The sequence below is a fragment of the Paenisporosarcina sp. P5_A11 genome (assembly GCF_056400705.1).
In genome coordinates this window covers 1-26651 of sequence record NZ_JBFUKT010000029.1, presented here as the reverse complement: position 1 = coordinate 26651, position 26651 = coordinate 1, and the positions used below count along the sequence as shown (strand labels likewise).

General features: G+C 40.7%; 23 protein-coding genes and 2 pseudogenes. 23 read left to right on the top strand and 2 right to left on the bottom strand.

Annotated features, from left to right (window positions below):
* The 13 genes from AC1DOS_RS07120 to AC1DOS_RS07060 form a co-directional block, all read left to right on the top strand.
* The coding region (locus AC1DOS_RS07120) for a GntR family transcriptional regulator (protein WP_477536941.1) at positions 1-640 on the top strand (640 nt) is incomplete at its 5' end.
* A gap of 147 nt (positions 641-787) precedes the next feature.
* Positions 788-1210 (top strand): phosphonate C-P lyase system protein PhnG, encoded by a 423-nt coding sequence (gene phnG / locus AC1DOS_RS07115; RefSeq protein ID WP_477536940.1) that lies wholly within the window; start codon positions 788-790, stop codon positions 1208-1210.
* A 37-nt stretch (positions 1211-1247) separates the two neighbouring features.
* Positions 1248-1844, top strand: coding sequence for a phosphonate C-P lyase system protein PhnH (phnH, locus tag AC1DOS_RS07110; RefSeq protein WP_108587673.1), 597 nt, complete (start codon positions 1248-1250; stop codon positions 1842-1844).
* Positions 1845-2960, top strand: a complete 1116-nt coding sequence (locus AC1DOS_RS07105) for a carbon-phosphorus lyase complex subunit PhnI (RefSeq protein ID WP_477536939.1) — start codon at positions 1845-1847, stop codon at positions 2958-2960.
* Positions 2950-3828 (top strand): alpha-D-ribose 1-methylphosphonate 5-phosphate C-P-lyase PhnJ, encoded by an 879-nt coding sequence (locus AC1DOS_RS07100; RefSeq protein ID WP_477536938.1) that lies wholly within the window; start codon positions 2950-2952, stop codon positions 3826-3828. The genes AC1DOS_RS07105 and AC1DOS_RS07100 overlap by 11 nt, the downstream gene beginning before the upstream one ends.
* On the top strand, positions 3821-4660 hold the full coding sequence (locus AC1DOS_RS07095; protein WP_477536937.1) for an ATP-binding cassette domain-containing protein: 840 nt from the start codon (positions 3821-3823) through the stop codon (positions 4658-4660). The genes AC1DOS_RS07100 and AC1DOS_RS07095 overlap by 8 nt, the downstream gene beginning before the upstream one ends.
* A gap of 14 nt (positions 4661-4674) precedes the next feature.
* Positions 4675-5856, top strand: a complete 1182-nt coding sequence (gene phnM / locus AC1DOS_RS07090) for a phosphonate metabolism protein PhnM (RefSeq protein ID WP_477536936.1) — start codon at positions 4675-4677, stop codon at positions 5854-5856.
* Between the two features lie 20 nt (positions 5857-5876).
* Positions 5877-6599: a phosphonate C-P lyase system protein PhnL gene (gene phnL, locus AC1DOS_RS07085; protein WP_477536935.1), complete on the top strand. Its 723-nt coding sequence runs from the start codon at positions 5877-5879 to the stop codon at positions 6597-6599.
* The gene (locus AC1DOS_RS07080) at positions 6589-7416 is read left to right on the top strand and encodes a PHP domain-containing protein (RefSeq protein ID WP_477536934.1); all 828 of its coding nucleotides are present in this window, start codon (positions 6589-6591) and stop codon (positions 7414-7416) included. Before phnL ends, AC1DOS_RS07080 begins: the two co-directional genes overlap by 11 nt.
* A 103-nt stretch (positions 7417-7519) precedes the next feature.
* On the top strand, positions 7520-8560 hold the full coding sequence (locus AC1DOS_RS07075; RefSeq protein WP_477536933.1) for a PhnD/SsuA/transferrin family substrate-binding protein: 1041 nt from the start codon (positions 7520-7522) through the stop codon (positions 8558-8560).
* A gap of 93 nt (positions 8561-8653) precedes the next feature.
* Entirely contained in the window at positions 8654-9427 is a 774-nt protein-coding gene (gene phnC, locus AC1DOS_RS07070; RefSeq protein ID WP_477536932.1) for a phosphonate ABC transporter ATP-binding protein, read from the top strand.
* A gap of 13 nt (positions 9428-9440) precedes the next feature.
* The gene (phnE, locus tag AC1DOS_RS07065) at positions 9441-10229 is read left to right on the top strand and encodes a phosphonate ABC transporter, permease protein PhnE (protein ID WP_477536931.1); all 789 of its coding nucleotides are present in this window, start codon (positions 9441-9443) and stop codon (positions 10227-10229) included.
* Complete coding sequence (locus tag AC1DOS_RS07060) at positions 10229-11077, top strand: ABC transporter permease subunit (protein WP_477536930.1); 849 nt, start codon at positions 10229-10231, stop codon at positions 11075-11077. The genes phnE and AC1DOS_RS07060 overlap by 1 nt, the downstream gene beginning before the upstream one ends.
* A 179-nt stretch (positions 11078-11256) precedes the next feature.
* On the opposite strand, the gene AC1DOS_RS07055 is transcribed toward AC1DOS_RS07060, so the two are convergent.
* Positions 11257-11391, bottom strand: coding sequence for a hypothetical protein (locus tag AC1DOS_RS07055; protein ID WP_255421143.1), 135 nt, complete (start codon positions 11389-11391; stop codon positions 11257-11259).
* 200 nt (positions 11392-11591) lie between these two features.
* Between AC1DOS_RS07055 and AC1DOS_RS07050 the strand changes: the two are divergent.
* Positions 11592-11958 (top strand): annotated as a pseudogene (locus AC1DOS_RS07050) (ABC transporter ATP-binding protein); the annotation flags it as partial.
* A gap of 175 nt (positions 11959-12133) precedes the next feature.
* Here the strand turns inward: AC1DOS_RS07050 and AC1DOS_RS07045 are convergent.
* Entirely contained in the window at positions 12134-13792 is a 1659-nt protein-coding gene (locus AC1DOS_RS07045; protein ID WP_477536929.1) for a PucR family transcriptional regulator, read from the bottom strand.
* A 150-nt stretch (positions 13793-13942) separates the two neighbouring features.
* Between AC1DOS_RS07045 and AC1DOS_RS07040 the strand changes: the two genes are divergently transcribed.
* The 9 genes and pseudogenes from AC1DOS_RS07040 (at position 13943) to AC1DOS_RS07000 (ending at position 26607) form a co-directional block, all read left to right on the top strand.
* Positions 13943-15412: a CoA-acylating methylmalonate-semialdehyde dehydrogenase gene (locus AC1DOS_RS07040; protein ID WP_477536928.1), complete on the top strand. Its 1470-nt coding sequence runs from the start codon at positions 13943-13945 to the stop codon at positions 15410-15412.
* Positions 15413-15433: 21 nt separating this feature from the next.
* Positions 15434-16795, top strand: a complete 1362-nt coding sequence (locus AC1DOS_RS07035) for an aminotransferase (protein ID WP_477536927.1) — start codon at positions 15434-15436, stop codon at positions 16793-16795.
* 342 nt (positions 16796-17137) lie between these two features.
* Positions 17138-18361, top strand: a complete 1224-nt coding sequence (locus AC1DOS_RS07030) for a M20 family metallopeptidase (protein WP_477536926.1) — start codon at positions 17138-17140, stop codon at positions 18359-18361.
* A gap of 360 nt (positions 18362-18721) precedes the next feature.
* Positions 18722-18922 carry a DUF3311 domain-containing protein gene (locus AC1DOS_RS07025; protein WP_108587570.1) on the top strand — a complete coding sequence of 67 codons (201 nt, stop codon included), beginning with the start codon at positions 18722-18724 and terminating at the stop codon, positions 18920-18922.
* The gene (locus AC1DOS_RS07020) at positions 18919-20388 is read left to right on the top strand and encodes a sodium:solute symporter family protein (protein WP_108587571.1); all 1470 of its coding nucleotides are present in this window, start codon (positions 18919-18921) and stop codon (positions 20386-20388) included. The genes AC1DOS_RS07025 and AC1DOS_RS07020 overlap by 4 nt, the downstream gene beginning before the upstream one ends.
* Positions 20389-20416: 28 nt before the next feature.
* The gene (locus AC1DOS_RS07015; protein ID WP_477536925.1) at positions 20417-22039 is read left to right on the top strand and encodes an amidohydrolase; all 1623 of its coding nucleotides are present in this window, start codon (positions 20417-20419) and stop codon (positions 22037-22039) included.
* 14 nt (positions 22040-22053) lie between these two features.
* Complete coding sequence (locus AC1DOS_RS07010; RefSeq protein WP_477536924.1) at positions 22054-23094, top strand: C45 family autoproteolytic acyltransferase/hydolase; 1041 nt, start codon at positions 22054-22056, stop codon at positions 23092-23094.
* A gap of 900 nt (positions 23095-23994) precedes the next feature.
* On the top strand, positions 23995-25230 hold the full coding sequence (locus tag AC1DOS_RS07005) for an allantoate amidohydrolase (RefSeq protein ID WP_477536923.1): 1236 nt from the start codon (positions 23995-23997) through the stop codon (positions 25228-25230).
* Positions 25231-25524: 294 nt separating this feature from the next.
* Positions 25525-26607 (top strand): annotated as a pseudogene (locus tag AC1DOS_RS07000) (tartrate dehydrogenase).
* Positions 26608-26651 lie beyond the last annotated feature (44 nt).

The window sequence follows — 26651 nt, the reverse complement described above, 5'->3', positions numbered from 1 at the left end:
GAAACTTCCTTCTGAAAATGAACTTGCAGAAAAATACCGGGTACCAAGAATAACGGTAAGGAATGCACTTACCAAGTTAGAAGAACGGGGATACATTTATTCGAAGCAAGGTAAGGGACGTTATTTAAAAGAAGAATCGATTCAAATTCACTTGAATCTGACTGGTAAAACGAGCTTTACAGATAAGATGAAGCAATCAGGATACGATTTAAAAACACATAATATATACTGCGAAAAAATTCGTTTCAGCGAACAAATATATCAAAGTTTAAACGCTAAAGAAGACGATGATGTTTATAAAATTGGAAGATTGCGTTATATCAATGATGAGCCGATAGCAATACATAATTCTTTTGTAAGTGTAGCGATGTTACCTGAAATCATGGAAGACGGTCCTGAAATAGAGTCGATGTTTGCCTACTACCGAAAGCTCGGTTACTCGAAATTTTCAAGTAGAAAAAGCATGTTAAGTATAACGTTCCCTACTTCCTACGAGCAGCAATTGTTATCCTGCAAAAGCATGGTACCCCTCATTGTTGTGGAAAGTGATTGCATAGATGTAACCTCGGGAAAAGTACTGGAACATACGAAAATATTGTACCGCAGCGATAAGTTTAAATATGATTTAACGATGGATTAACGAACGAACAGGTAAAGGGTCAAAACTCCTTTACCTGTTTTTTATTTGTCGGATTGTAAAGAAGGTTTACAATTTCTTAACGGTTATGTAAAACACTAGAACTTGGCGACAAGTTACGATGGTTTTGTAAAGGAGGATGCATCGAATATGAAAAGACGCAGAAGAACCGAGATTCTCATTCAAGGTGATTGCAGTTTGGCTCGAAGCTTTGCAAAAACGATTGTCGATAGTTATGAGTGTCGAGAAATTGTTGCTCCACAATATGGATTAACAATGATTAAGATGCGTGAATCTGCAAAGAATTCCTTATTCTATATCGGGGAAGTCCTCGTGACTGAAGCAAAAGTAGAAATTGAGAAACGTATCGGTATCGGCATTGTTATAGGTATGCAAGATGAACTTGCCAAACATTTAGCAATTATTGATGCAGCCTATAAAGCTAACTTACCGGAAACCGCAGGATGGAAAGCGGAGCTGATAGAAGAGGAACACAATATTATAAAACAGCGAGCGAAAGAGCAAGCGGAACTTTTTGAAACGAAAGTCCGTTTTGAAACAATGGAAGTTTAAGACAATGCAAACAAACTAAATTAACAGGAGAGATAGTATGGCCATTGATCAAGTACATGATTTGCAGCAGGTTTATAGAAAAATATTGCATAGTATGTCGCGACCAGGCACAATTTCGTCCATCCAAAAAAATGTTGAAAGTGTAGATTACAATCTTCCTTGTTATGACGCAACACTGCTGAGTGCGATGACACTACTGGATGCGGAGGTTACATTCCATATCCTTTCAGACAATCAGCATGACTTAATAGAAAAAATTTCAGATTATACATTAGCTAGATTTGCCCCGATTGACAAAGCGGACTTTGTCATTGTGTTGCGTGAAGATACAGAAGCAACAATCCAACAGGCGTTAGAACAATGTAAAGATGGCAATCTTATTGATCCCCAGCAATCATCAACATGGATTATTGAAAGTTCACTTCTATCAAATAATGGTGAACTGACTTTAACCGGACCGGGGGTTCAACACACAGCACAGCTTCATACGAGCTTTAGCACAGCTCTATGGCAAGCCAGAAATGAACGGACAAAGGAATATCCGATAGGTATTGATTTGATCTTTGCAGATGAAGCATCACAAATTGTCTGCGTTCCTAGGACAACCTCAGTAAAACTTATGGGGGTGAACTAAATGGGGTATGTTCCGGTAAAAGGCGGTACTGAGGCAATTGAAGCTTCTATAAAAAGATTAAAGTACGAACGTTTAAAAGGCCAAGAAATAATTGCGATCAATACGATCAGGTCTACCATGCGAGGCATGGTAGACCAAGTGATGTCTGAAAGCAGCTTGTATTCACCTTACCTGGCAGCATTGTCTATTAAGCAAGCGGAAGGAAGCATGGAAGAAGCCGTTTTCTTGATGCGTGCGCATCGTTCCACATTACCGCGTAATTATTATAGTCAGACAGTTGAAGCAGAAACCATGCTGGTCGAGCGACGCATTTCAGCAAGTTTCAAAGATATTCCAGGAGGACAGTTGTTAGGTCCGACATACGACTACACTCATAGATTACTGGATTTTAACCTGATAGAAGAAAACCCAACAGAAAATCAGCAATGGCTACAAAATTATAAGCAAGAATTACAACATATCGAACCCTTCAAAGAATTAAAGTACTTCCCAAAAGTAGTAGAGCATTTACGTGAAGAAGGCTTGTTTGAAGTATACGAGGCGGACAATACACCTCCAATAGATATTACAAAACAAAATTTGGATTTCCCGACAAGCCGCAGTGCTAGATTGCAAGTATTGACACGCGGACAAACAGGGGCTGTCACATCTCTAGGATATGCCTCGTTAAGAGGATACGGGCAAGTCCATCCGACAGTCGGCGAAGTACGAGTAGGTTCTGTACCTATTTACGTAGAGCATCCAAACGAAGTTGAGCATGGCGCTGAAGATGAGTTCTATATCGGAGAAATAAAAGTGACTGAAGTGGAATCTTTTGTTCCAGTCAAAGTGAAAAATGAAAATAACGAAGATGAACTGGAGTTTGAAATCGGTTATGGCATTTGTTATGGCCAAAACGAAACGAAAGCGATTGCGATGAGTATCTTGGACCAATGTCTAGAGCATACAAATTCCGATTTTCCAACGCATGATGAAGAATTCGTATTGTTKCACATTGATTCTGTTGAATCTACTGGCTTCATTTCCCATTTAAAATTACCGCATTATGTAACATWCCAATCAAAATTGGACAGTATCCGTCAAGTGAAGAAAGGAGTGCAGAAAAATGAAAGCTGAGACGCATTTTGCATTCTTTGACGAAGGTTCAAAAAAAGAAATTCGTCGTGCCATCATGAAAGCTGTAGCAATACCAGGCTATCAAGTGCCATTTGCTTCGAGAGAAATGCCGATTGCTCGCGGATGGGGAACTGGTGGATTGCAAATCACCCTTTCTATTATAGGTAAGTCCGATGTACTGAAAGTCATTGATCAAGGCGCAGACGAGTCCGTTAATGCTGTCAGCATCAAAAAACTAGTTCATGAAACCACGGGCGTTGAACTTACAGATCGCACAGAAGATGCGGACATTATTCAATCAAGACACCGGATACCGGAAATTGCTTTAACAAAAGAACAAATTATTGTCTTGCAAGTTCCGACGCCAGAACCACTTCGTGGAGTGGAAGCAAGAGAATATATGACGAAAAGAATGCATTCAGAAGATGACTATAGTGGTGCGTGGTTAATGTTATTCGAACAGATTATGAAATATGGGAAAACTGCGACTGCTGCGGATCACCCTGTATACGTTAATCATCGTTATGTAATGGCACCTAGTCCGATTCCAAGATTTGATAACCCGAAAATGCACCAATCCGATGCCTTAATCCTGCTCGGTGCAGGAAGGGAAAAGAAAATCTATGCCGTTCCACCTTATACAAATGTAGAGTCACTGGCATTTGATGATTATCCATTTACAGTGGAATCGTTTGAAGGTATGCATTGTCACTTATGCAGCGGGGCGGATGTATTTCTGGATGAACTGATTGATCACACAACCGGAGCAACGATCTATCAATGCAACGATACTAGTTACTGTATGGAACGGATGAACGAGAACGTGAATGAGAAAGAGAAAGCTGAGGTGGAAGGCAGCTATGCATGAGGAACCGGTATTGCAAGTAAGGAACTTACGGAAGCAATTTGGTCCGGGTTGCCGTGAATGTGGACAAATGGATAATCGGCAATTAGAGAAAAACTACTGTACAAACTGCGGAACCGTATATGCTTGCCAAGATATTTCATTGGATTTATATCCAGGAGAAATTTTAGGGATTGTCGGGGAAAGCGGAAGTGGTAAATCCACGCTGATGCAATGTTTGTATTTCGATGCAGAGGTCTCATCTGGCGAAGCATATATTAAAGACCCAAAACTCGAAGGCAAGAATGTTTTTGACTTATCGTCACAGCAAAAACGTTACATCCGCAATCATAGTTATGGCATGGTTTATCAAAATCCGGTGCATGGGTTGAAAATGAACTTTTCTTCTGTCGGGAATATTGCAGAAAAACTGATTGCAGCTGGCAACCGCAATGTAGCTGATATGGAAGCTACGAGCAGAAAGTTGTTAGAAAGTGTACATATCCCCTTGCATCGCATGAAAGAAGAGCCCCGGAATTTTTCTGGAGGGATGCAGCAGCGGGTTCAAATTGCCAAGGCGCTGTCCAATAATCCGCCAGTTTTGTTTTTGGATGAAGTAACAACCGGATTGGATTTGTCGGTACAAGCAAATGTTTTGGATTTAATAAAAACCATTCAAAGAGAATTAGGTATCAGCATGCTCGTTGTGTCTCATGATTTGGCAGTTATTCGAATGCTCGCAGACCGTACTGTTGTCATGCTGAATGGCGCCATCATTGAAGAAGGTTTAACTGATCAGATCTTGGAAGATCCACAACATGAGTATACGCAGCAATTAGTCTACTCATTATTATAGGAGGAACGGCCACTGTGTACATTATTCATAATGGAAAAATCATAACAGAAGAAGCAATACTTGATGGATACGCTGTTGTTATTGAAGGAGAATCTATTCAAGAGATTATTCCTCAAAAAGATATAGTACATTTCGGGGATGCAAAGTTGATCGATGCGCGGGGTGGGTACATTTCCCCTGGGTTTATTGATATCCATTCCGATTATATCGAAACTATTGCCTCCCCCCGTCCGACTAGCATGATGGATTTCAACATCAGCTTAAGAGAGGCAGAAAAAATATTAATTAGTCATGGGATAACGACGATGTTCCATTCCCTTTCTTTTTACCGAGAAGATGTTTTTACGCACAAACCAATGCGAAATCCGCAGAATATCCAGCGTATGGTAGATGCCATTGACGCTACCCATCATGAGCTACATCTCATTCGCCACCGTTTACATGCACGTTTTGAAATTGACAATATTGATGAAGTTGATCGTCTTGTTAAAAATATCGAAGACGACAAAGTGCATTTGCTATCTTTTATGGACCATACACCAGGACAAGGGCAATATCGTAACTTGGAAGTCTACCGGGAAACATTAAAAGGATACCGCAATATCTCGGATGACGCTGTGAACGTAATAATTGCGGAACGTCAGAGTACAGAGTTTTTAACGATAGAAAAAATCAAAGAAGTGGCTGACATCGCTTTAGCTAAAGGCATTGCGATAGCCTCGCACGACGATGACGACATGAAAAAATTGGAACTAGTAAAAACATTTGGAACTACAATCAGTGAATTCCCCATCACGCTTGATGTGGCACTAAAAGCAAAGGAGCTTGGTTTATATACAATTGCTGGAGCTCCAAATGTGCTGCTTGGTGGTTCTCACTCCGGAAATTTATCAGCTGCGGAAGCCATTGGACACGATTGTGTGGATATTCTTTGCAGTGACTATTATCCGGCAGCACTATTGCATGCCATATTCGATTTGCATGATAAACACGGCAATGATTTACACAAAATGTTTATGATGGTCACCCTTAATCCAGCAAAAGCAGTACGCATGGATGATGAATTGGGTTCGATAAAAGTAGGGAAGAAGGCCGACATCCTTGTTATTGAAAGAATGGATGACGGGTACCCGATGCTGACTGCAACAATGGTAAATGGTGCGTTGATCACCACGACTAATTACCGAACGAAATAGTAGAGCGAGGAGGCAGTGAGATGGCGATGCTGGAAATAACTGATTTTGGCAAGCGATTTACTATTCATCATTTAAGCAAAACGATGCCCGCAGTTGAACATATTAATTTCACATTGGATGCAGGGGGATTTATTGGCATTGTAGGTAAAAGCGGCAGCGGGAAATCCACCATTTTGAAAAGTATTTACCGTACGTATCTTCCGGATACAGGAAAGCTACTTTACGACTCAGGCCGATTTGGAATCATTGATTTGGCAAAAGTGACGGAAAGGCAAATGCTGTATTTGCGCAAATATGAAATTGGCTATGTGTCACAGTTTTTGAATGTGATGCCGAGAACAACCTGCAGGCAGCTCGTGACAAATGCATTGCTAGAAATGGGTGAGTCAGAGGAAGTTGCACGAGTGGAAACAGAAAGAGCACTAACTCATTTTGAACTCGATTCGAAGTTATGGGACAGCTATCCCAATACATTTTCTGGCGGTGAAAAATTACGCTTGAATATCGCTATGGCGACAGTGAAAAAACCACGGTTATTATTACTTGATGAACCTACTGCAAGTTTGGATCAACAATCGAAAGAGAAAGTCCGTCAAATCATCGAGAAATTGAAAAACACTGGGACAACATTGGTTGGCATTTTCCATGATATCGAATTCATGGAAGGACTTTGCGACAAGGTGTTCGATATGCAGACAAGGCAGCTAACAACCGCAAAAGAAACAGCTGTTTATGAGAGCTGATTTGCATGTCCATAGTCGCTACTCAGATGGTTCTGATTGTGCTGAAGCGGTGATTAAGCAGGCTCGTGATAATGGAGTGACTCAACTTAGTTTTGTTGATCATGATACTGTCGAAGGATTAGTTGAACTTAATATGCTCGGTGAAAAATATGGAATTGAACTTGTTCCGGGGATTGAAATTTCAGCATATGACTTTAAGAGAGACCGTAAAGTACATCTGCTCGGGTATAATTTCCATTCAAATGCAGTGCACATGAAGTCTATATGCGAGCCACTGCTAAAACGGAGACAGGAACATTCATTGTGGCAAATCGAGAAGATTCAAGCCGCAGGATTTGAGTTGGATTTAGAAGCGATTATCGAACATGCGAAGCCGTCCAAGACGATTTACAAACAACATATTATGAAGTCTTTGACGGAAGCAGCCTATACTTCACCTGATTATAAGCGATTATATAACAGCTTGTTTAAAGGAGATGGCGTTGCTTCAGGGGATATTCGCTATATCGATGCATTCGATGCGGTCCGGGCGATTAAAGCAGACGGGGGAGTTGCTGTAGTGGCTCATCCAGGTCAGCTTGATTCCTATGACATTATTCCGGAACTTGTTGAAGTCGGATTAAGCGGAATTGAACGGAATCATATGGATCATACAGTGGAGGACCATCATCGGGTGGAAGCTTTTGCAGAAAAATATAACCTAGTGATGACGGGCGGATCAGATTATCACGGTTCATTTGGAGCGGCGGTTAAAGTCGGGGACATAGTAAGCCCCTCCAACCTCCGGAAAGTTGTAAACAACGTTAAGAGTCTATGATAATCGTGTAAATATACACTCTGCGTATAGGATATATGATTCAATGAAACTGATTAAGTACCTTGCACTGCCATTCTTGTTAGCGAAAAGGGGAGTAAAAATAATGAAGAAAAATTTGTCTGTGATCATAATGTCTTTAGTAGCAGCTTTAATGTTGTCTGCGTGTTCGGAAGGAACTGCAGGGGCAGGAAAAACAGAAGTGGATGATGTTATCAAAATCGTTTGGTATCCCAATGAATCCGGTACAGACATGAAATCTTCACGTGAAGAAATTGGCAGAGTCATTACAGAAGCTACAGGTAAAGATGTAGAGCATCAGTTAACGACTGATTATGCAATCGCTATCGAAACATTAGTAAACAACAATGCAGATCTAGCATTTATGGGAGCGCAAGGTTATATCGAAGCGAAGGAAGGCAACGAAGTAATCAAACCTTTAGTTGTTCCTACTGGCGCTTCAGGTACCTTAGATGACGCCATGTATCACAGCTGGTTAGCTGTAAATGTGGACGATCAAGAAAATTTCAAGATGGACGACGAATTTTCACTCGATACGATTGAAGGGAAAAAGATGTCATTCGTATCAAACAGCTCAACATCAGGGTTTGTTGTACCAGCATCAACGATTATCGGACACTATGCGGAAAAGTCAGGCTTTGAAGATTTAAGTCAGGAAGATTTAATGGAAGGCGGAACCCTTTTCTCTCAAGTATTATTCGGTAATTCTCATCAAGGTTCTGCGGTTAATTTATTGAGTGGAACTGCGGAGGTTGCTGCATTCTGTGACACATGTGTTGAAAACTATGTGGAAGTTGTTGAAGGCGATACAAACAAGGTAGGTTCAGTCTATAAAGTTAAAGAGGATGCAGCTGAGCCTTTTAACACGGTGACTGGCAGTGAATTTACATTGATGGGTGTAACTCCAGTATTAAACGCACCATTCGTTGCTAATACAGATGTTCTGGGACAAGAAGATTATGATCTCCTGCAAGAATTATTCACTTCAGATGACATTGCAAATARTGAAAAAATCTTTGTCCCGAAAGATTCAGGAGAGTCAGGATTGTTCTTCAAATCAGACCAGGAAAGATTTTCATTAGTGGAAGACGCATGGTTCGATCCAATCCGTGAGCTATCAAACTAATAGAATCAACTGCCAAAGTGAAAAATTAGAGCATGCATTTCTTAACATGCATGCTTTAAGTTTGTAAATATGCTAAAAAAGGAGCCGATAAACATGTCCTTATTAACAGTTGAAGAACTCGGTAAAACATACAATTCGGAAACGAAAGTATTAAAAAACGTTAGTTTTAAGGTGGAGGCTGGAGAATTCGTTTCAATCATTGGTCCATCTGGTGCTGGGAAATCTACACTCTTGCGCTGCATCAATCGAATGGTTGAAATCGATGAAGGTAAAGTTCATTTTGATCATTTCGACGTAGGTAATTTGAATAAAAAGGATTTGCGATTATTACGCACGAACATAGGCATGATCTTTCAGCATTATAACCTAGTACCACGTTTATCCGTTATTGAAAATGTACTGCACGGGCGTCTTGGTTATAAAACAACGCTCCAAGGTGTATTAGGGAAATTTTCGGAATTGGAGAAAGAACGTGCATTTTTCCTGCTAAAGAAATTAGGCATAGAAGAACATGCGTATAAACGTTGCGATCAGTTAAGTGGGGGGCAGCAGCAACGCGTTGGTATTGCGCGTTCGCTTATCCAGGAGCCGAAAATCATTCTGTGTGATGAGCCGATTGCTTCGCTTGATCCGAACGCTTCTAAAGTTATAATGGACCATTTAAAATCCATTACGTTGGAGCTCAATATTACTTGCATCGTAAACTTGCATCAAGTAGAAATTGCACGTAGCTATTCAGATAGGATTATTGGTTTGAAAAAAGGTGAAGTCGTATTTGATGGACCGAGTCACAGGCTTACGACTGATAATATTGACATTATTTATGGGACAGAGAATAGAGAGACTAGAGAGTTAATTACGGTGTGAGGAGCAAAACCAAATGAATGAAAAAGTGATGCGAAACCAACGTAAAAAGCAGACGATAATTTTTTCTGTCATTATTATCGTATTGACGTATTTATCAGCAAACATAACAGGCTTTAATATCCTTCATGGAATTGCCACATTACCCGAAGCGATCGTATGGATTTTTTCCAATTTGTATATTACACAGGAATCACTCGAAAAATTACCGACGATATTGGAAAAATTAATTGAGACCATCCTGATGTCCATTGCTGCTACTACTACAGCGACAGTTGTCTCTATCTTTTTGGGCTTAATGGGATCTAAAACCACAGGAACCAACGGTGTAGTGGGTGTCTTTGCCCGTTTTATCGCGTCTGTTTCAAGGAATATTCCAGTGGTTGCATGGGCTTTAATTTTGTTGCTTTCTTTTGGACAAAATTCAGTGACAGGGTATCTAGCATTATTCGTCGGTTCCGTAGGATTCTTAACTAGAGCGTTTATAGAATCCATAGATGAAGCAAGCCTGAGCGCAGTTGAAGCATTAAGAGCTACGGGTGCTACATACTTTCAAATTGTCTATAAAGCGGTCATTCCTCAATGTTTGCCACAGATGATTAGTTGGATATTGTTTATGATTGAAACGAATATTAGAAATGCAACATTAGTAGGAATCTTAACAGGTACAGGAATTGGATTCTCATTCGATTTGTATTACAAAACGCTTAACTATAACGCTGTCGCACTTGTTACATTTAGTATCGTCATCGCCGTGATAATGATCGAACTTATTTCAAACCATATTCGGAAGGTGATTCTATAATGGAAGCAACAACGTACATAAAAAGGACACATGATGGCCGAATCACTATTAAATCAGGCAACAAAGTGGAACGCGTGATGAGCGGGACGCTGACGGTACTTACTGCACTCACGATCATGGCCTTTATCTTCTTCGACTATACGGGGCTGGATTTAGGGGAAGCTTTTCCTGCCACCGTTTATAACTTGAAAACGATGTTCCTGGAACCTACTCTTAGTCATTTTAGTTGGGGAGAAGCTTTTTACCAAGTCGGCATTACGCTCGGTTTAGCTTTTCTGGCAACGATTCTAGGTGCAGTCATTGCATTTTTTTTAGCCTTGATGGCAGCAACTAACCTTTCTAAAGAATGGGTATCAAAAACGATTCGAATCGTGGTTGCCTTTATACGTGCTGTTCCTACCGTATTATGGGTGTTAATCTTTGCGATTGCAGCTGGTTTAGGAAGTGAAGCAGCGGTCCTCGGGATGCTATTCCACTCGATTGCCTATTTAGTGAAAGCATTTTCAGAGTCTTTTGAGGAAGTTGATCAGGGAATACTAGAGGCGCTGCGTGCAACCGGGTCCAATTGGTGGCATATAGTGACACATGCAGTCTTGCCGTCGACCTTCACTTATTTGTTATCTTGGACTTTCCTACGGTTTGAAATCAACTTTGCCGTAGCAGTTGCAATGGGAGCAGCAGCTGGTGCAGGTGGGATCGGATTTGAACTCTTCATGGCATCAGGTTTTTACTTCGATTTGAGAGAAGTTGGATTCATCACCTATATGATCCTTGTTCTAGCGATTGTTTTAGAAATCATGTCAACCCGTTTAAAAAATCGTTACTTTCCAGATTCTTCGGCTAATTAAGAAGGTTGAATAGATTTGGGAGAACATGGTCGATAAGTGTAATATGAAAATCAAAAAGGGCTTTTCCGGTTAAAAAGGAAAGCCCTTTTTTCTTATCCTTGTAATCCTCATATCCATTTTATTCGTGTTATAGATCCTCTAGGAACAACGGGATATGGTCTTATTAGAGACCATCTAAATCAACCAATCCCTCGTATCGATTTACCCGTACGGACGGGCTCATATTTTCCTTTAGGTAAGACAACAGTCACAGTTGAAGCTGCAGAAACAGCTAGTGGTCGAGTTATTGACAAAGCTGACTTTATTGCAAGCATTACTCCTTCACGAGATATCCCTTGTGGACTACCAGTTTATTTTACAGTAGACCTAGCAGAACTAAGAATGAAGATAAATGAGGGTATTAACGGCCAATTAATGAACAGGGAATACATAAGAAAATTAGAGGATATGAGTGTTCATTATGGGCAGGATAACCTAATTGTAAGCCAACGTTTCAGAGCGTGTTTCTATCACGGCGCATGCCGATGGTTATGAAACAATCTTAAATGAAGAAGGTTTGAACATCTCACAAGGACAAAAGCAGCTTCTGACAATTGCTCGCAGGTTCTAGCAGATCCACCGATTATGATTTTGGATGCAGCACATCGAGTGTGGACACGCGCACCGAAATCTTTATTCAACAGGAGATGAATCGATTGATGGAAGTACGTACTAGCTTTGTTATTGCTCATCGTCTCTCAACCATTAACTATGCCGAATTAATTCTTGTGATGAATCAAGGAAGAGTGATTGAGTAAGGAACACATTCAGAACTCTTAGAGGAAAATGGTTTCTACGCAGATTTTTATAACAGTCAGTTCTCTGAAAAAGTAGCTGGATAAATAGTAAGAGGCTCATTTCTAAATTAAAAGAGGCTCATTTCTAAATTGAAATGAGCCTCTTTTAATTTTTTGTGGGATACCGAATGTTACAGATTGTTAATCGAATGCATGATAGGACAACATCATCGGCGTTGCACATTGAACAGGATGGATGAAATATAAAACTAGTTTTCTTCTAGTGAGCAATACCGGTTTTACTCTCTATAGGATACTTCTCCTCTTTCAAAAGCTGATAACCCATTATGGCGACTTCAAGCGCGAGACGATTTGATGGAGCCATGAAACCTTCCCCAAGAAGTGTTTCTAGTTTTTCAAGTCGGTGGTACAATGTTTGCCTAACAATGAATAGGCGATCTGCGGTATCTTTTTTCGAACCGCTGCATTCAAGATATACACGGAGTGTTTCAAGGAGATTGCTCTCCATCTTCCGATCGTAGTCGAATATGGTTGCCAAGCAATCTTGAATGTATCTTTCAAGGTGGTCGCTTTTCTTTAATAATAGAAGAAGTCTATAAATTCCCAAGTCTTCATAGAAATTTGATTCAGCTATTTCAGATTTATGAAGGTTTAGAACTTTACCCGCTTCTTCATACCCTCTGTTAATATCTTGAATATCTTTGTAAACCATACTTACTCCGAAAATACATCTGCTACCATCAATGAAGCTGTTATCCTTCATTTCACTAATTCTTTGTATGACTTGTGAAAATCGATCAATCTCATTTTTTAGGTGTTCGGTGGAGATGAAAGAAGCAATGATTGAAATTTCATTTTTGTTAGATGAAACTGCGGGAAAAAAGCCGAATCGTTTAAAAATGGATCGAAGCATCATCGATCTTTGTAGTTTTATTTCCTCCCAATCTTCCTCACCGAAGTTTTTCTCTGGTATATCTATTTGAATTACAAAGATTCTGAAATACATATTACGACTTGTGGGTGGCAAGTAAATTTGGATATCGTCCTGTTCAAAATCTCTCCCATTCATTAAATTTCTGACGAATTCATCTTCCTTGTTCTGTTTGCGTTCCTCAATTGTTCGATTTCGTAAAAAAACCTGTGCGACGGCAACTGCAGCACGGTCTAATACGAGGAAGGAAAATTCATTGGGCAGTGGGTGCTTCACTTGTAAGCACAAATGTCCACAAATATGACCGAGTCCTATGACAGGCATTAGAGCGAATGTTTCATCACCGAGCGTAATTAGTTTCTGATCCGTATTGACCAACGGAGACCTCTCTATATAGTCCCGTATGGATATTTCCAATTCCCTAATATCAGCTGGGTAATAGTAAGGTTTCGCATCATCGGTTATGAATAAGACACTCTGTCGAAAAAATTGATGCAATTCTTGTAGGATTTTTAAAATGCCGTTGGGAGTAAGGGATAGCGCATTGAATTTCCTTGACAGTGTGTCGAGCTGTGAAAGCATTTGGTGATGTTTATTAATAATAAAGGTGTGAAGATCTTGGGTTATATCGACAAATTTGACAGTCTTCTCAAATGTAATTATTGGGAAATTTTTTTTGTTTGCTAATATGATGATTTCAGAAGGGATTTCTTTAAAATAAGAGCCCATTTCTATACAAATACACGCAACGTCTTTTTCAATTAGTTTCTTAACATACTTTAGTTGGGTCGGAAGATCGAGTTGTAAACCGACTCCTGTTGTAAGAATCATCTCTCCACCGTTTATTAACGAATCGAATTCTTTTATTTCTAAGACGTGTGACCATTTTACTTGCCGGTTCAACCCATCTTTTCCTGCAACGACCTTCGCTGCCTTGAAGGAATCCCGGGAAAGGACATCACGAACAGTTAGTTTAATTTCTATCATATTCAGGGTTACCTCCACAACGTTAAAATAAAAGTCTTATAAATTTACATAATGTAAAATGACAATAGTCTGAATAATTTGTAAAGTATACTATGAAGTCTATCGGAAATAGCGTTAACTAGCAAGTGAACTAAAATAGGAGGAATGAAAATGAGTGTAATAGCAGTAGGAAAGAAAACACTTTCAAATTTTATTAATGGACAATGGGTAAAATCAACTACGGATAAATATGAAGAAGTACCGAACCCTGCGACAGGAGAAATCCTAGCAGAAGTCCCAATGTCAACATTAGAAGATTTGGACAAAGCGGTTGATGCGGCGAAAAAAGCATTTAAATCTTGGAAAAAGGTGGCAGTTCCTCAACGTTCCCGGATTCTATTCAAATATCAGCAATTGTTAATTGAACACTGGGAGGAGCTTGCAAAGCTTATTACAGTGGAAAACGGTAAAAACTACAATGAAGCTTACGGTGAAGTGCTGCGCGGAATCGAGTGTGTCGAGTTCGCAGCAGGAGCCCCGTCATTAATGATGGGCAGTCAGCTTCCGGACATTGCAACAAATATTGAATCAGGCATGTATCGCTATCCAATAGGGGTTATCGGAGGAATTACACCGTTCAACTTCCCGATGATGGTACCTTGCTGGATGTTCCCTCTGGCAATTGCGAGTGGAAATACCWTCATTCTTAAACCGTCGGAGCGGACCCCACTTCTAGCCAATCGTCTTGCAGAGTTACTGCAGGAAGCGGGTCTGCCGAAAGGCGTGTTTAACGTTGTGCACGGTGCACATGATATTGTAAATGGTATTTTGAACCATCCAGATATTCCAGCGGTATCGTTCGTGGGCTCACAGCCAGTGGCAGAGTACGTGTATAAAACAGGTACTGCGAACGGTAAGAGAGTTCAAGCACTATCGGGTGCAAAAAACCACACGATTGTCATGCCGGATGCGGATATGGATTTATCGGTCACGAATATAATTAACGCTGCTTTCGGATCTGCAGGGGAACGATGCATGGCATGTGCAGTTGTCGTTGCAGTTGGCGACATTGCGGATGAATTGGTTGAAAGATTAGTAGATGAGTCGAACAAGCTTACAATCGGTAATGGGTTGGAAGAAGGGATTTTCCTTGGACCAGTTATTAGAGATTCGCATAAAGATAAGACGCTCAGCTATATTGAGTCAGGCATTGAAGAAGGGGCAAAACTTTTGCGTGACGGACGAAAAGACAAGTCACATTCTGAAGGCGGATATTTCGTAGGACCGACAATATTTGATCATGTAACACAAGAAATGAAAATATGGAAAGAAGAGATTTTCTCACCTGTACTTTCCGTTGTCAGAGTTGACACATTAGACGAAGCAATCGAGTTTGCTAACAAATCAGAGTTCGCAAATGGAGCTTGTCTATTTACGGACAGCGCGAGGTCAATCCGTCAGTTCAGGGAGGAAATCGATGCGGGTATGCTGGGCGTGAACCTTGGAGTACCAGCACCAATGGCATTCTTCCCGTTCTCCGGGTACAAAAAATCATTCTATGGGGACTTGCATACAAATGGCCGCGATGGAATCGAGTTTTACACACGTAAGAAAATGTTAACAGCACGGCATTCATTTTAAGTAGGAAAGGGAGATGAGGAAATGACAACAACTAAAGAGGAAATGAAATCATTGGTTGAAAAGGATAGAGACAACGTTTGGCATCATATTTCCGCTTACAACGATAAAAATCCACCGATGGTCGTAAAGAGTGGAGAAGGAGCATGGATTACTGATCATAATGGCAATCGTTATCTTGATGCTATGTCCGGACTCTGGTGTGTGAACGTCGGGTACGGGCGTGATGAGTTGGCAGAAGTAGCATATGAACAAATGAAAAAAATAGCATATGTTCCGATGACGCAAAGCCACGAGCCTGCAATCTTACTTGCCGAAAAGTTGAATGAAATGCTCGGTGATGATTATAAGATTTTTTATTCGAACTCAGGATCCGACGCGAATGAAGTTGCGTTCAAACTTGCTCGTCAATATCATCAGCAAAATGGGGAGCCGTCACGCTACAAATTTATCTCGCGATACCGTGCGTACCATGGAAATTCAATGGGTGCATTGGCTGCGACAGGGCAAGCTGTCCGCAAATATAAATATGAACCGCTTGCGCCGGGCTTCCTCCACATTGCACCTCCGGATAATTACCGTAGACCAGCAGGGCAGTCAGTCGAAGAACACAATATACAACGTGCTCAAGAGTTTGAGGAAAAAATCATTTGGGAGCAGAAAGATACGATTGCCGGCATCATTATGGAACCGCTTATTACGGGGGGAGGCATCCTCATTCCGCATCCGGTTTATCTCGAAAAAGTACAAGAAATTTGTAATCGCCATGGTGTATTGCTCATTATCGACGAAGTCATTTGCGGATTCGGACGAACAGGGAAAGCATTCGGCCATCAGCATTTCAATTTGAAGCCGGACATCATTACGATGGCAAAAGGGTTGACTAGTGCCTATTTACCGTTGTCGGTTACGGCTATCCGCAAAGATATTTATGAAAAATTTGATACGGGAGAGGAAAACAGCCATTTCCGTCATATCAATACATTTGGTGGGAACCCAGCTGCTTGTGCTGTTGCGTTGAAAAATCTTGAAATCATAGAGAAAGAAAACCTCGTCGAACAGTCAGCTGAGCTTGGTAAGCGTCTCCAAAAAGAGTTGGCGAGCTTGAAAGACCATCCTTATGTTGGCGATATCCGAGGTCTCGGTTTCCTATTAGGTATCGAACTTGTTGAAAACAAAGAAACAAAAATGCCTGCCTCCAATGCGCGTGTCGCGAAGATTATCGGAGAATGTAAGGGGAACGGCCTCATCATCGGGCGGAATGGCGATACTGTTGCCGGCTATAACAATATTCTGACACTGAGCCCGCCGCTATCGTGCACGGATGAAGACCTCGATTTCATTATTTCGGTCATTAAAAAAGTCTTTAGAGAAAACGCCGCTTAAGGTAGTTTGAGTTATTTTACACTTCTCAGCAGTTAATTGTATGGAGTCAGTCTTTTTACGAATAAAACATGTAAATGCCCCTGTACAATACTAGGGGCATTTGATGTTTTATAGGTGATGAAATTCAGCTGAAATGGAATCAGCGATCTTCATTTTGGTGGCAGCCATTTATCAGTTATAAGACAAAGTATTCAAAACAATCCGTTTATTATATTTACTTTTAATGTATTATTGTAATAGTTTACTCTTGTAAGATTTTTCTTTTGCGAGTTTTAAACTTCTTAATAGGAAGTTTATTAAAAAAGGCGTGTTGAATTAAAAAAGAGTGGAGAGGAAGATTGCATGAATACAAGTGTAGAAAACGAGACGTATATGCGTGATCGAGAAGCTGTTATTAACTTAACGAAAGAACTTGTGTGTATCCCGAGTGTTTATCGAGAAAATGATCCTAATGGAAATGAAACGAAAGTTGCGATGTACGTGGCACAGTATTTAAGGGATATCGGAATCGAAACGCATGTCGAGGAAGTCGCTCCAGGAAGGCCGAATGTAATCGGGATTATCGACTCAGGAAAACCAGGAAAGACGCTACTCTTTGAAGGGCATACGGATGTTGTAACAGAAGGAGATCGAGATACCTGGGAGTTTGATCCTTTTAGTGCACATGTAGCGAATGATCGCATGTATGGGAGAGGTACGAATGACACAAAAGGAAATTTGGCTTGCATGATTACTGCAGTCCACTCTTTACTTCGAGATGAAGAAGAGTTCTCGGGTAAAATCATTCTTTGCATTCCTGTAGATGAAGAGGGCATGATGCTTGGGGTCAAGCATTTCATAAAACAGGGTTGGGCAGATGGAGTGGACGGAGCAATTATTTGTGAGCCTGAGGAGAATAATGTTTGTATTGCACAACGAGGAGCGATGCGTGTAAGAGTGGATGTGTTTGGAAAGATGGCGCACGGAGCAATATCTTGGAGCGGAATTAATCCTAACTGGCGCATGGCCAGACTCATAGTGGAACTTGAAAAACTAGAAAAGAGCGAGCAGACTAGGTTAGGAGAAGATCCTTACTTAAAGTGGCCTTCAATAACGCCGACCATTATACAAGCACCTGTAAAGGGTGATGCGCAGATAAATGTCATACCGGACCAATGTATGATGACACTTGATATTCGGACTGTTCCTGCTCAGGATCATGCTGAATTATTGGGTAAAATACAAACAATTATTAATAGATTAAAAGAAGAGGATCCAGACTTCAAAGTAGAATTGGCGATTTTAGATAATCGACCTTCCACGCTTACTTCGAAGGAAGATCCAGTTGTAACTGCTATTTATGACGCGGTTCAATCAATTACAGGAAAAAAACCTATTTACAATGGAGTTCCGGGAGCGACGGATGGCACTTTTCTTCACATGCATGGCATTCCAATTGTAACGATTGGTGCAGGCGATCGAGATATTCCCCATCAAATTAATGAGTATATCGATATTGAAGAACTGGCCGTGACAACTGCAATTTATAGAGAAGCAGCCCTGCGTTTTTTAAATGCAAAGGAGTAATCGGATTATACACAAATTAAGAACATTACAGTGAACTATAGTAAAAAAAATTGAACTAGTGTCTTTATTAGATGATTGGAAGGCTAAGTTAGAGCGAATATCTAAAAGCCCAATATACACAGAGCCTATGGGAACTCCCAGGGACTCTCTTCATCCTCCTCGATTGTGTATGTAATTTAGACGACAGATTATAGACACTATGTGTAAAGGGTGAAGAAATGCGTTAACAAAGTGTATGAAGTATATTCTGAATTTTTAAAATAGAATATTATTATCAAAGATTAATAGAAAAATTAAGGAGGTCACTATGTAAGCGTTAACAAAAAGGCAATATCATTTTATTAAAAGGGGTGAATCAATTTGAAATACATTAAATTATTGATTTTGGTTCCTATTATCGGCTTTTTAGGTTTTTTACCTTTGGCGAACAGGATTGAACCTTACGTCCTAGGGCTTCCATTTTTACTGTTTTGGCTTGTGCTTTGGATGGTGCTCTCGCCAATGATATTAATAATTGTCTATAAATTGGATCCAGACAATAGGGAGGTTGAAACCGAATGAATATATCATTACTCATTATTAGTTTGTTTCTTCTTTTAGCGCTTTATCTCGGAATATCTTCGACGAGAGGGAAAGAGATGAGCATGGAGCAATGGACAGTAGGTGGCCGTGGGTTCGGAACGATCTTCATCTTCTTTCTTATCGCGGGGGAAGTGTATACGACGTTCACGTTCCTCGGAGGGAGTGGATGGACATTTACGAGAGGGGCTGCCGTTTACTACGTACCAGCATATATATTTATCGCTTATGTACTGTCTTATTGGTTCGTGCCGAAGATTTGGAAATATTGTAAGGATAACAAACTTATTACACAGCCAGACTACTTCGCTTCCAAATACAAAAGTCCAGCTTTAGGAATATTAGTTGCGATTGTAGGGTGTGTGGCGCTCGTTCCGTATATCGTTATCCAATTCAAAGGGCTCGGTATCATCGTCTCCCAGGCGTCATACGGGTCAATTTCTCCGACTTTAGCTAGTTGCATCGGGGCTGCAGTTGTCGCCATTTATGTAATGATTTCCGGTATTCATGGTTCCGCATGGACGGCAATCATCAAAGATTTCATGATTTTGATTGTTGTCGTTTTTCTTGGATTGTATATTCCGTTCCACTATTTCGGTGGCATTCAGCCAATGTTTGAAGCAGTTCAAATGGCAAAGCCCGAACTTTTGACACTGCCGGATGCAGGGTTCAGCAATTCGTGGTTCACGTCAACAGTCCTTTTCAACGCTATCGGGTTTTATATACTTCCAACCTCTTTCATGGTCATCCTTTCTGCAAAAAGTGCAAAGAGTTTGCGTAAAAATGCGATTACGTTGCCGTTGTACACAATTCTTCTTATTTTCATCTTCTTTGTCGGATTCGCGGCGATTACAGTGATTCCTGAGCTTAGTGCAGCACAGGGTGACCTTGCGCTACTATCGATTGCGATTAAGACATTTAATCCTTGGGTAATCGGGATAATCGGAGCCGCGGGTTTGCTGACAGCTTTAGTACCTTGTTCTGTCATGCTCATGTCAGCTGCAGCAGGACTTACACAAAACTTGTATAAAGTCATCGTTCCAAAAGCATCGGACAAGCATTTGCTAACAGTTTCTAAATTATTCATTATATTTATCTCGCTAACTGCTCTTTATTTTACGATTACAGGAGGAGAAGCGATGGCAGTTTTGAATATCATGTCCTATAGCTTCATAGTCCAGTTGGCACCGGCGTTGTTCCTTAGTCTTCAAAAGAACAACTTCATTACGAAACAGGGTGCATTTGTTGGTATTTTATCAGGTGTACTAGTCGTTTTGTTCATGACGTTGAAAGGGCTAGGAATCGGTGATTTATTACCGCAGGCTCCTCAATGGATTCAGGATATAAACGGATCTTTCGTTGCACTAACAGTCAATATTCTAATGATGTATGGTGTTACCATTGCTTCAAAGGTATTCGTTTCAGTGAAGCAACCAAGTTTTGAATAAATAGACCAATAGACAGGGGACTACTACCATGAATCGAAAGTATTTATTTGTTGACGGTGAAGTGATAACCGTCAATGCGAGAGATGAAATAACCGAAGCGGTCGCGGTGCAAGGACGGTACATCATTGCAACTGGAAGTACTGAAGAGATTTTGAAACTGCAGGATAATGATAGTGAGATCATCAATTTGAACGGCCGGACGTTACTTCCGGGACTCATCGATTCCCATCTCCACATTACGTGTTACGGAACGAATGAGTTATCAATCTCGTGCAAAGACGAATCAGTGAAATCAATCGATAATCTGCTCCAACAATTGAAAGAGCGGGTATCTCAAACAACGGCCGGTGAATGGGTGAGGGCGTGGGGATATCATGACAAGAAAATAGCTGATCGTCGTTTCCCAACAAAAGAAGAGTTGGACTCCGTTTCAATGGAACATCCGATTATCGTCGTCCGTGCATGTGGACATATTTCCGCTGTTAACAGTTTTGCGCTTAACATTGCGTCAATTGATAAGAACACACCTGATCCGGAAGGTGGAAAGATTGAGCGGAATGAAAATGGCGATGCAACAGGATTACTTATCGAAAAGGCACATATGAAAATGTTCCAAGTGGCGGCATTTACCGATGATGAAATAACAAAGGCTCATGCCGTCGCATCCGGACATTTTCTTAAAGCCGGAATCACGTCCATCCATGACGCTACGGGCTACGGAACATCCAATTTGCGTGCTCTTCAAAAGGACACGTTAAACGGAACCATCAAACAAAAGGTTTATGCAATGGCGGGTGCATTGAATGAATCCGAAGCAGTTGTAAAAGCGCTTCTTTCCTCAGGGGTTGTCACCGGTCTGGGCAACGAACGTTTCAAACTCGGTCCTGTAAAAGTATTTCTAGACGGTAGCAGTAGCGGACCGACGATTTGGACAAGGGACCCTTACACGAGCGATCCGTCTGACAACGGTGTCCATTATTTTGAACAGGAACAGTTGGAAGAATTATTCATGCCTGCACATGAACAAGGATGGCAAATTACGGCACATGCACAAGGTGATGCGGCAATTGATATGCTTTTGACGTGTATTGAAAAGGCGAATGAGAAGTTCCCTCGTGAAGATGCACGCCACCGTATTGAACATGCGGGTATCGCAGCTCCGGATTTGATTGAACGAATGAAAGAACAAGGAGTCATCCCGACGCCGAATCCAGCTTTCTTGTTTGAATACGGTGACGGATATATTGAAAACTACGGGAAAAGGGCGGAACAGATGTATCCGCTCGCGAGTTATTTGGAAGCAGGAGTTCGGGCGGCAATTGCATCTGATTGTCCGGTGACCGACTTCAATCCGATGCGCGGCATTCATAGTGCTGTCACCCGACTCTCTCAAACGGGGCAGGTAATTGGAGAGGACAAAACGGTGTCCTTGATTGAAGCGATCCGCATGTACACACTGAACGGGGCATATGCATCATTCAGTGAAAAAGAAACGGGATCACTCGAAACCGRGAAATTGGCGGACTTGATTATATTGGACCGTTCAATATTGAAAGCGAAAACGAATGATATTCCGTCTATCAAAGTCGAGTTTACGATGATTGATGGTGAAGTCGTCTATGAAAATGTTTCAGAAAAAATTCATGTATGACAGGAGATGGGTCATTGAAAACACTTGTGCTTCAGGGCTCATCTTTTGAAATTGGTTTGGAACACGGGGAACGCGGGAGAAAAGAAGTTCACCGCAGTTTGGAAACTTATGAGGAACTTTTCAAAGGTTATGCGTCGTTGTCATGGAAAGGAGCGAGAGAGAAAGCCCTCCTGCATTTGGATGCAATTACATTGTACTATCCTGAGTATATCGAGGAAATGGAAGGTATCGCACGCGGGGCAGGAGTGGAATTCGAAGATATCCTTACGCTGAATGCTAGAAGTGAAATTGCGCTGACAAACTCCCCGGACGGTTGCACATCGTTCGCGATTACAGCACCGCGGAGTCGGACAACATGGCTCGCGCAAAACTGGGACTGGAAAGGAGAACAGTCTGACTCCCTGCTATTCCTAGAAATTAGACAGCAAAACAAGCCGGAGATTCAAATGATCACGGAAGGCGGCATTATCGGCAAAATCGGCTGCAATGATGAGGGAGTAGGAGTCTGTTTGAATGCACTTCTTACAAGAACGTGGGAAGCGAAAATCCCAATCCATCTTGGGTTACGAGCGATCCTCGATTCTTCTTCGTTTGAAGAGGCGCTCTCCTCAGTGGATGGTAACAAAATGGCGTCACCCGCTCACTTCCTGATTGCATCAAAAGAGGAGAAACTTATGGGCGTAGAAGTGTCGCCAATCCTTACGGGGCAGATTGGTCCGGAAAACGGGGTGCTATTTCATACGAACCACTTGTGCAACCAGGGCATGAAAAATGCCATTTATGAAACTCCTCTCGCCGATTCCTTACCGCGGCTAAAAGCAATCGAGAGGCTACTATATTCCGTGGGAAGTGATAGTAAGGCCACTGATCTTTTCTCCATATTGGCGGATCACGATAATTATCCGAATTCAATTTGCCGCCATAAAGATGAAGAGAAACTGCGGCACGAAAGAATGGAAACAGTTTTTAGTGTGGTCATGGATTTGACGCATAATAAGTTATCCTATCTTTTGGGTAATCCATGTTTTGAAGTGGATGGAAATGTTAAGAATTGACTGTCTAGAGGGAATTTTTAATTGATTGATTAATAAAACGGAGATTTATGAGTACCGAAAGATTCCGGACGCTGTCTTCTTGGAATGTGCTATACGACACTTGGTTTTTCTGTTAAGTGATTATGGGGGCATTCGTCACATATTAATTCATAGGACTAACTTGAAACGATCGTGAGTACGTAACGATAGAATTGCGGGTCGTATGGACGGTACTCCGCTGCAACATAACAGAAAGAACGAAATAGACGATTGAAGTGATGCTGTCACTTCAATCGTCTTTTAATCTTACGGCAGGTGTGCGTTCGTCGCTCCCTTGGAATGCGGCATCCGTAATAATTAATGGGGTGTCATGTAAATTAGAAGCGTATTACTTTTGTCATAGAGATATATGCGAATCATTTATGTCTTCGCCCCAGGGCATCCCACTGAGTTTTGGAAAGAGTAGATATTTGGTTTGTTTACTAATTAAACTTTTAATGAAAGTCTTATTATTATTTAATCATTATTACATGGAAAGGCAAAGGTAGGTAGAACCGATATCACTTGTATTTTCTAACCAACACTCAGATACCGTTTTGCTTTTGTGAAGAATCGTGCTTGGTCTGGACCAAACATGTGACCTCCTCCACGGTACGTTTTTGGGTAGCTAGTAAAAGCAATGATAAGTCGATAAGCTCCCACTTCAATTAGACCATAAGTTCAATAAGTGGTGGGTAGTTTTCGGAAGCAAATATCATATAATAATATCTCTTGTTTTACACTTTGTCTGATTATTTATGAGAGTATTTTACTGATTGTTAAGTATCACAATAGCTCATCTCATGTTATTCTAACTTAAATTACTAGTTTTCTCCATTTTAAAATGTCAGAATTTTCAAATTATAATAAGGGGGAATTGCGATGAAAAAATGCAATCATCAACGTTTACAACAAAATCTTGAATTATTTAGTACCTACGGTAGAACGACACATCATGGTGTCACCCGTCTYTCTTTATCTCGAGAAGATATACAAGCACGCATAAAATTTAAAGAAATGTGTGAACACCTTGGTTTAACGGTGACAACCGACGATATGGCGACTATGTATGCAACATTACCAGGTAAGAAATCTTTACCATCAATAGTAATCGGTTCACATTTAGATTCTGTTGTGAAAGGTGGTCGTTTTGATGGGGTTTTAGGCGTTTTGACGGCACTTGAAGTTGTCCAATCTATCCAAGAACAAAACCTCGAATTAGATTATCCTATTACAATCGTTAATTTTACAAATGAAGAAGGTGCACGTTTTGAGCCTTCTATGATGGCTTCAGGCGTGCTATCCAACAAATTTGATCGAGTCAAAATGCTTCAATCTACAGATAACAACGGTGAGACATTTGAGGAAGCACTAGAAAAAAGTGGTTTTAAAGGTAGCGAGGAAAATCGTTTAAAAGAAGCATCTGCGTATATCGAGCTGCATATCGAGCAAGGACCTATACTTGAACACCTTGGTCATGAGATTGGTGTAGTAGAAGGAGTTTTAGGTATGGTATGCTATGAAATCTCTCTACATGGGGAGGCTAACCATGCAGGTACAACACCTATTAATATGAGAAAAGATGCGATGTTTGCTACTGCAAATATAATTGTTGAATTGCAAAAAAAATTAAAAAAATTAGACGATGAGCTTGTGTATACGATTGGTCGAATTAATGCCTATCCCAACGTACATACAGTTATTCCAAATCAAGTAACATTCACATTGGAATCACGTCATAAAAATTCAGCAGTTATTAAACAAGTTGAAAATATTATCAAAAACTTACCCAATGAATTAGAACACTGTCAGCTGTCTTACGAGAAGTTATGGGATAGAGATACTGTTGTCTTCAAGCATGATGTGTGTAATGTAATCGCCGAAGCCTGTAAGGATCTAGGTTATAGCGCTCATCATATATATAGTGGGGCAGGGCATGATGCGCAGTTTATCGCAAGTTATATTCCGTCTGCAATGATTTTCGTATCAAGTTCGAAGGGCTACAGTCATCGAGAAGATGAATTCACTTCTTATGAAAATTGTGCAAAAGGTGCAGACGTTTTGCTCAATGCAGTGCTTCAATTAGCTAAACATGATTTAGGGGAAGCAGCAATTTAGAATTAATTAAAAGCAATATGTGAACGCTTTCCTTTTTTAATCGTTATACGTGAATCGATTTCATAATGTTAATAAATCATAGAAGAACAGAATCGTGGATGATTTTTTTAAAAAAAGAATGAAATGGCGGCATGACTGAACCGGTGTTGAACAAGTTCCTGGGACAAGTGTTGGGAAAAACGGTTTCTTATTTATCCTGATGCAGATACGAAAATTAGCATTTTTGGGGCTGCAAAGCGTGTTACCCTCAATGAAATTGAAGACTATATCAAAAAATAAGAGGAGTAAAAAAATATGGTTAATCATCGGATTGCTGTTATACCTGGGGATGGAATCGGCCCAGAAGTAGTGAATGAAGCAATTAAAGTGCTAGAGCTACTCAAAAAGCTGGATCCTTCATTCAAAATCGAATTTGATACATTTGATTGGAGCAGTGAGTATTACCTAAAGCATGGAAAAATGATGCCGGAAAATGCCTTACAGACATTAAAAAAATTCGATGCGATTTTATTCGGAGCGATTGGCGATAAACGTGTACCTGATGATGTGACGATRTAGGAGCTAATTATGCCAATCCGTAAGCAGTTTAAGCAATACATTAATTTTCGACCGGTTAAATTACTAAAGGGAGTGTCTTGCCGGTTTACTGGTGAAGATATCGATTTTGTCATTGTCAGGGAAAACGCTGAGGGGGAATATTCCAATAGTGGCGGGAGATTGTATCAGGGTCATGAACAGGAGATTGCCGTTCAAAACTCCATTATTACGCGATCAGGTACCAAAAAAGCTGCTAGATTTGCTTTTGAGTACGCAAAGAAGCATGGAAAAGAGACGGTCACAAGCGCAACAAAATCCAATGCGATCATCCATTCAATGAAACTATGGGATGAGGCTGTGCTTGAGGTTGGACAAGAATTCCTAGCTATTAACCTGAAAAGTTACTATATCGATGCTCTTGTCGCTTATTTCGTTTCTAGGCCAGAGGATTTTGAAGTTGTTGTTGCTTCCAATTTGTTTGGGGATATTTTAAGTGATTTAGGCTCAGCGGTTGTAGGAGGACTTGGGCTTTCACCATCTGCAAACTTAAATCCTGAAGGTGAGTTTCCTTCCATGTTTGAGCCTGTTCATGGTTCTGCTCCTGATATTGCAGGTAAAGGCATTGCAAATCCAATTGCCCAGATTTGGTCGGCAGCACTTATGCTTGAACATTTAGGAAGAAAGGATTTAGCTTCAGTTATATTGGAATCTATTGAACAAGTTCTTGTAAAGAAAGAAGTACAAACACCTGATTTAGGCGGCAGTTCAACGACAATCGAGATGGGATCAGCGATACGTGGTGTTTTACAACAATTACTATTAGTGAAAGAAGGCCGATAATGAGATTAGAAAATGAAGTATATGTTGTTACAGGTGCACAGGGC

Excerpts from the sequence above, each read along its gene's own strand:
- phnG (WP_477536940.1), top strand. The coding sequence starts at position 788 with ATGAAAAGACGCAGAAGAACCGAGATTCTCATTCAAGGTGATTGCAGT.
- phnH (WP_108587673.1), top strand. The coding sequence starts at position 1,248 with ATGGCCATTGATCAAGTACATGATTTGCAGCAGGTTTATAGAAAAATA.
- AC1DOS_RS07100 (WP_477536938.1), top strand. The coding sequence starts at position 2,950 with ATGAAAGCTGAGACGCATTTTGCATTCTTTGACGAAGGTTCAAAAAAA.
- AC1DOS_RS07095 (WP_477536937.1), top strand. The coding sequence starts at position 3,821 with ATGCATGAGGAACCGGTATTGCAAGTAAGGAACTTACGGAAGCAATTT.
- phnL (WP_477536935.1), top strand. The coding sequence starts at position 5,877 with ATGGCGATGCTGGAAATAACTGATTTTGGCAAGCGATTTACTATTCAT.
- AC1DOS_RS07080 (WP_477536934.1), top strand. The coding sequence starts at position 6,589 with ATGAGAGCTGATTTGCATGTCCATAGTCGCTACTCAGATGGTTCTGAT.
- phnC (WP_477536932.1), top strand. The coding sequence starts at position 8,654 with ATGTCCTTATTAACAGTTGAAGAACTCGGTAAAACATACAATTCGGAA.
- phnE (WP_477536931.1), top strand. The coding sequence starts at position 9,441 with ATGAATGAAAAAGTGATGCGAAACCAACGTAAAAAGCAGACGATAATT.
- AC1DOS_RS07060 (WP_477536930.1), top strand. The coding sequence starts at position 10,229 with ATGGAAGCAACAACGTACATAAAAAGGACACATGATGGCCGAATCACT.
- AC1DOS_RS07055 (WP_255421143.1), bottom strand. The coding sequence starts at position 11,391 with ATGCTTGCAATAAAGTCAGCTTTGTCAATAACTCGACCACTAGCTGTT.
- AC1DOS_RS07045 (WP_477536929.1), bottom strand. The coding sequence starts at position 13,792 with ATGATAGAAATTAAACTAACTGTTCGTGATGTCCTTTCCCGGGATTCC.
- AC1DOS_RS07035 (WP_477536927.1), top strand. The coding sequence starts at position 15,434 with ATGACAACAACTAAAGAGGAAATGAAATCATTGGTTGAAAAGGATAGA.
- AC1DOS_RS07030 (WP_477536926.1), top strand. The coding sequence starts at position 17,138 with ATGAATACAAGTGTAGAAAACGAGACGTATATGCGTGATCGAGAAGCT.
- AC1DOS_RS07020 (WP_108587571.1), top strand. The coding sequence starts at position 18,919 with ATGAATATATCATTACTCATTATTAGTTTGTTTCTTCTTTTAGCGCTT.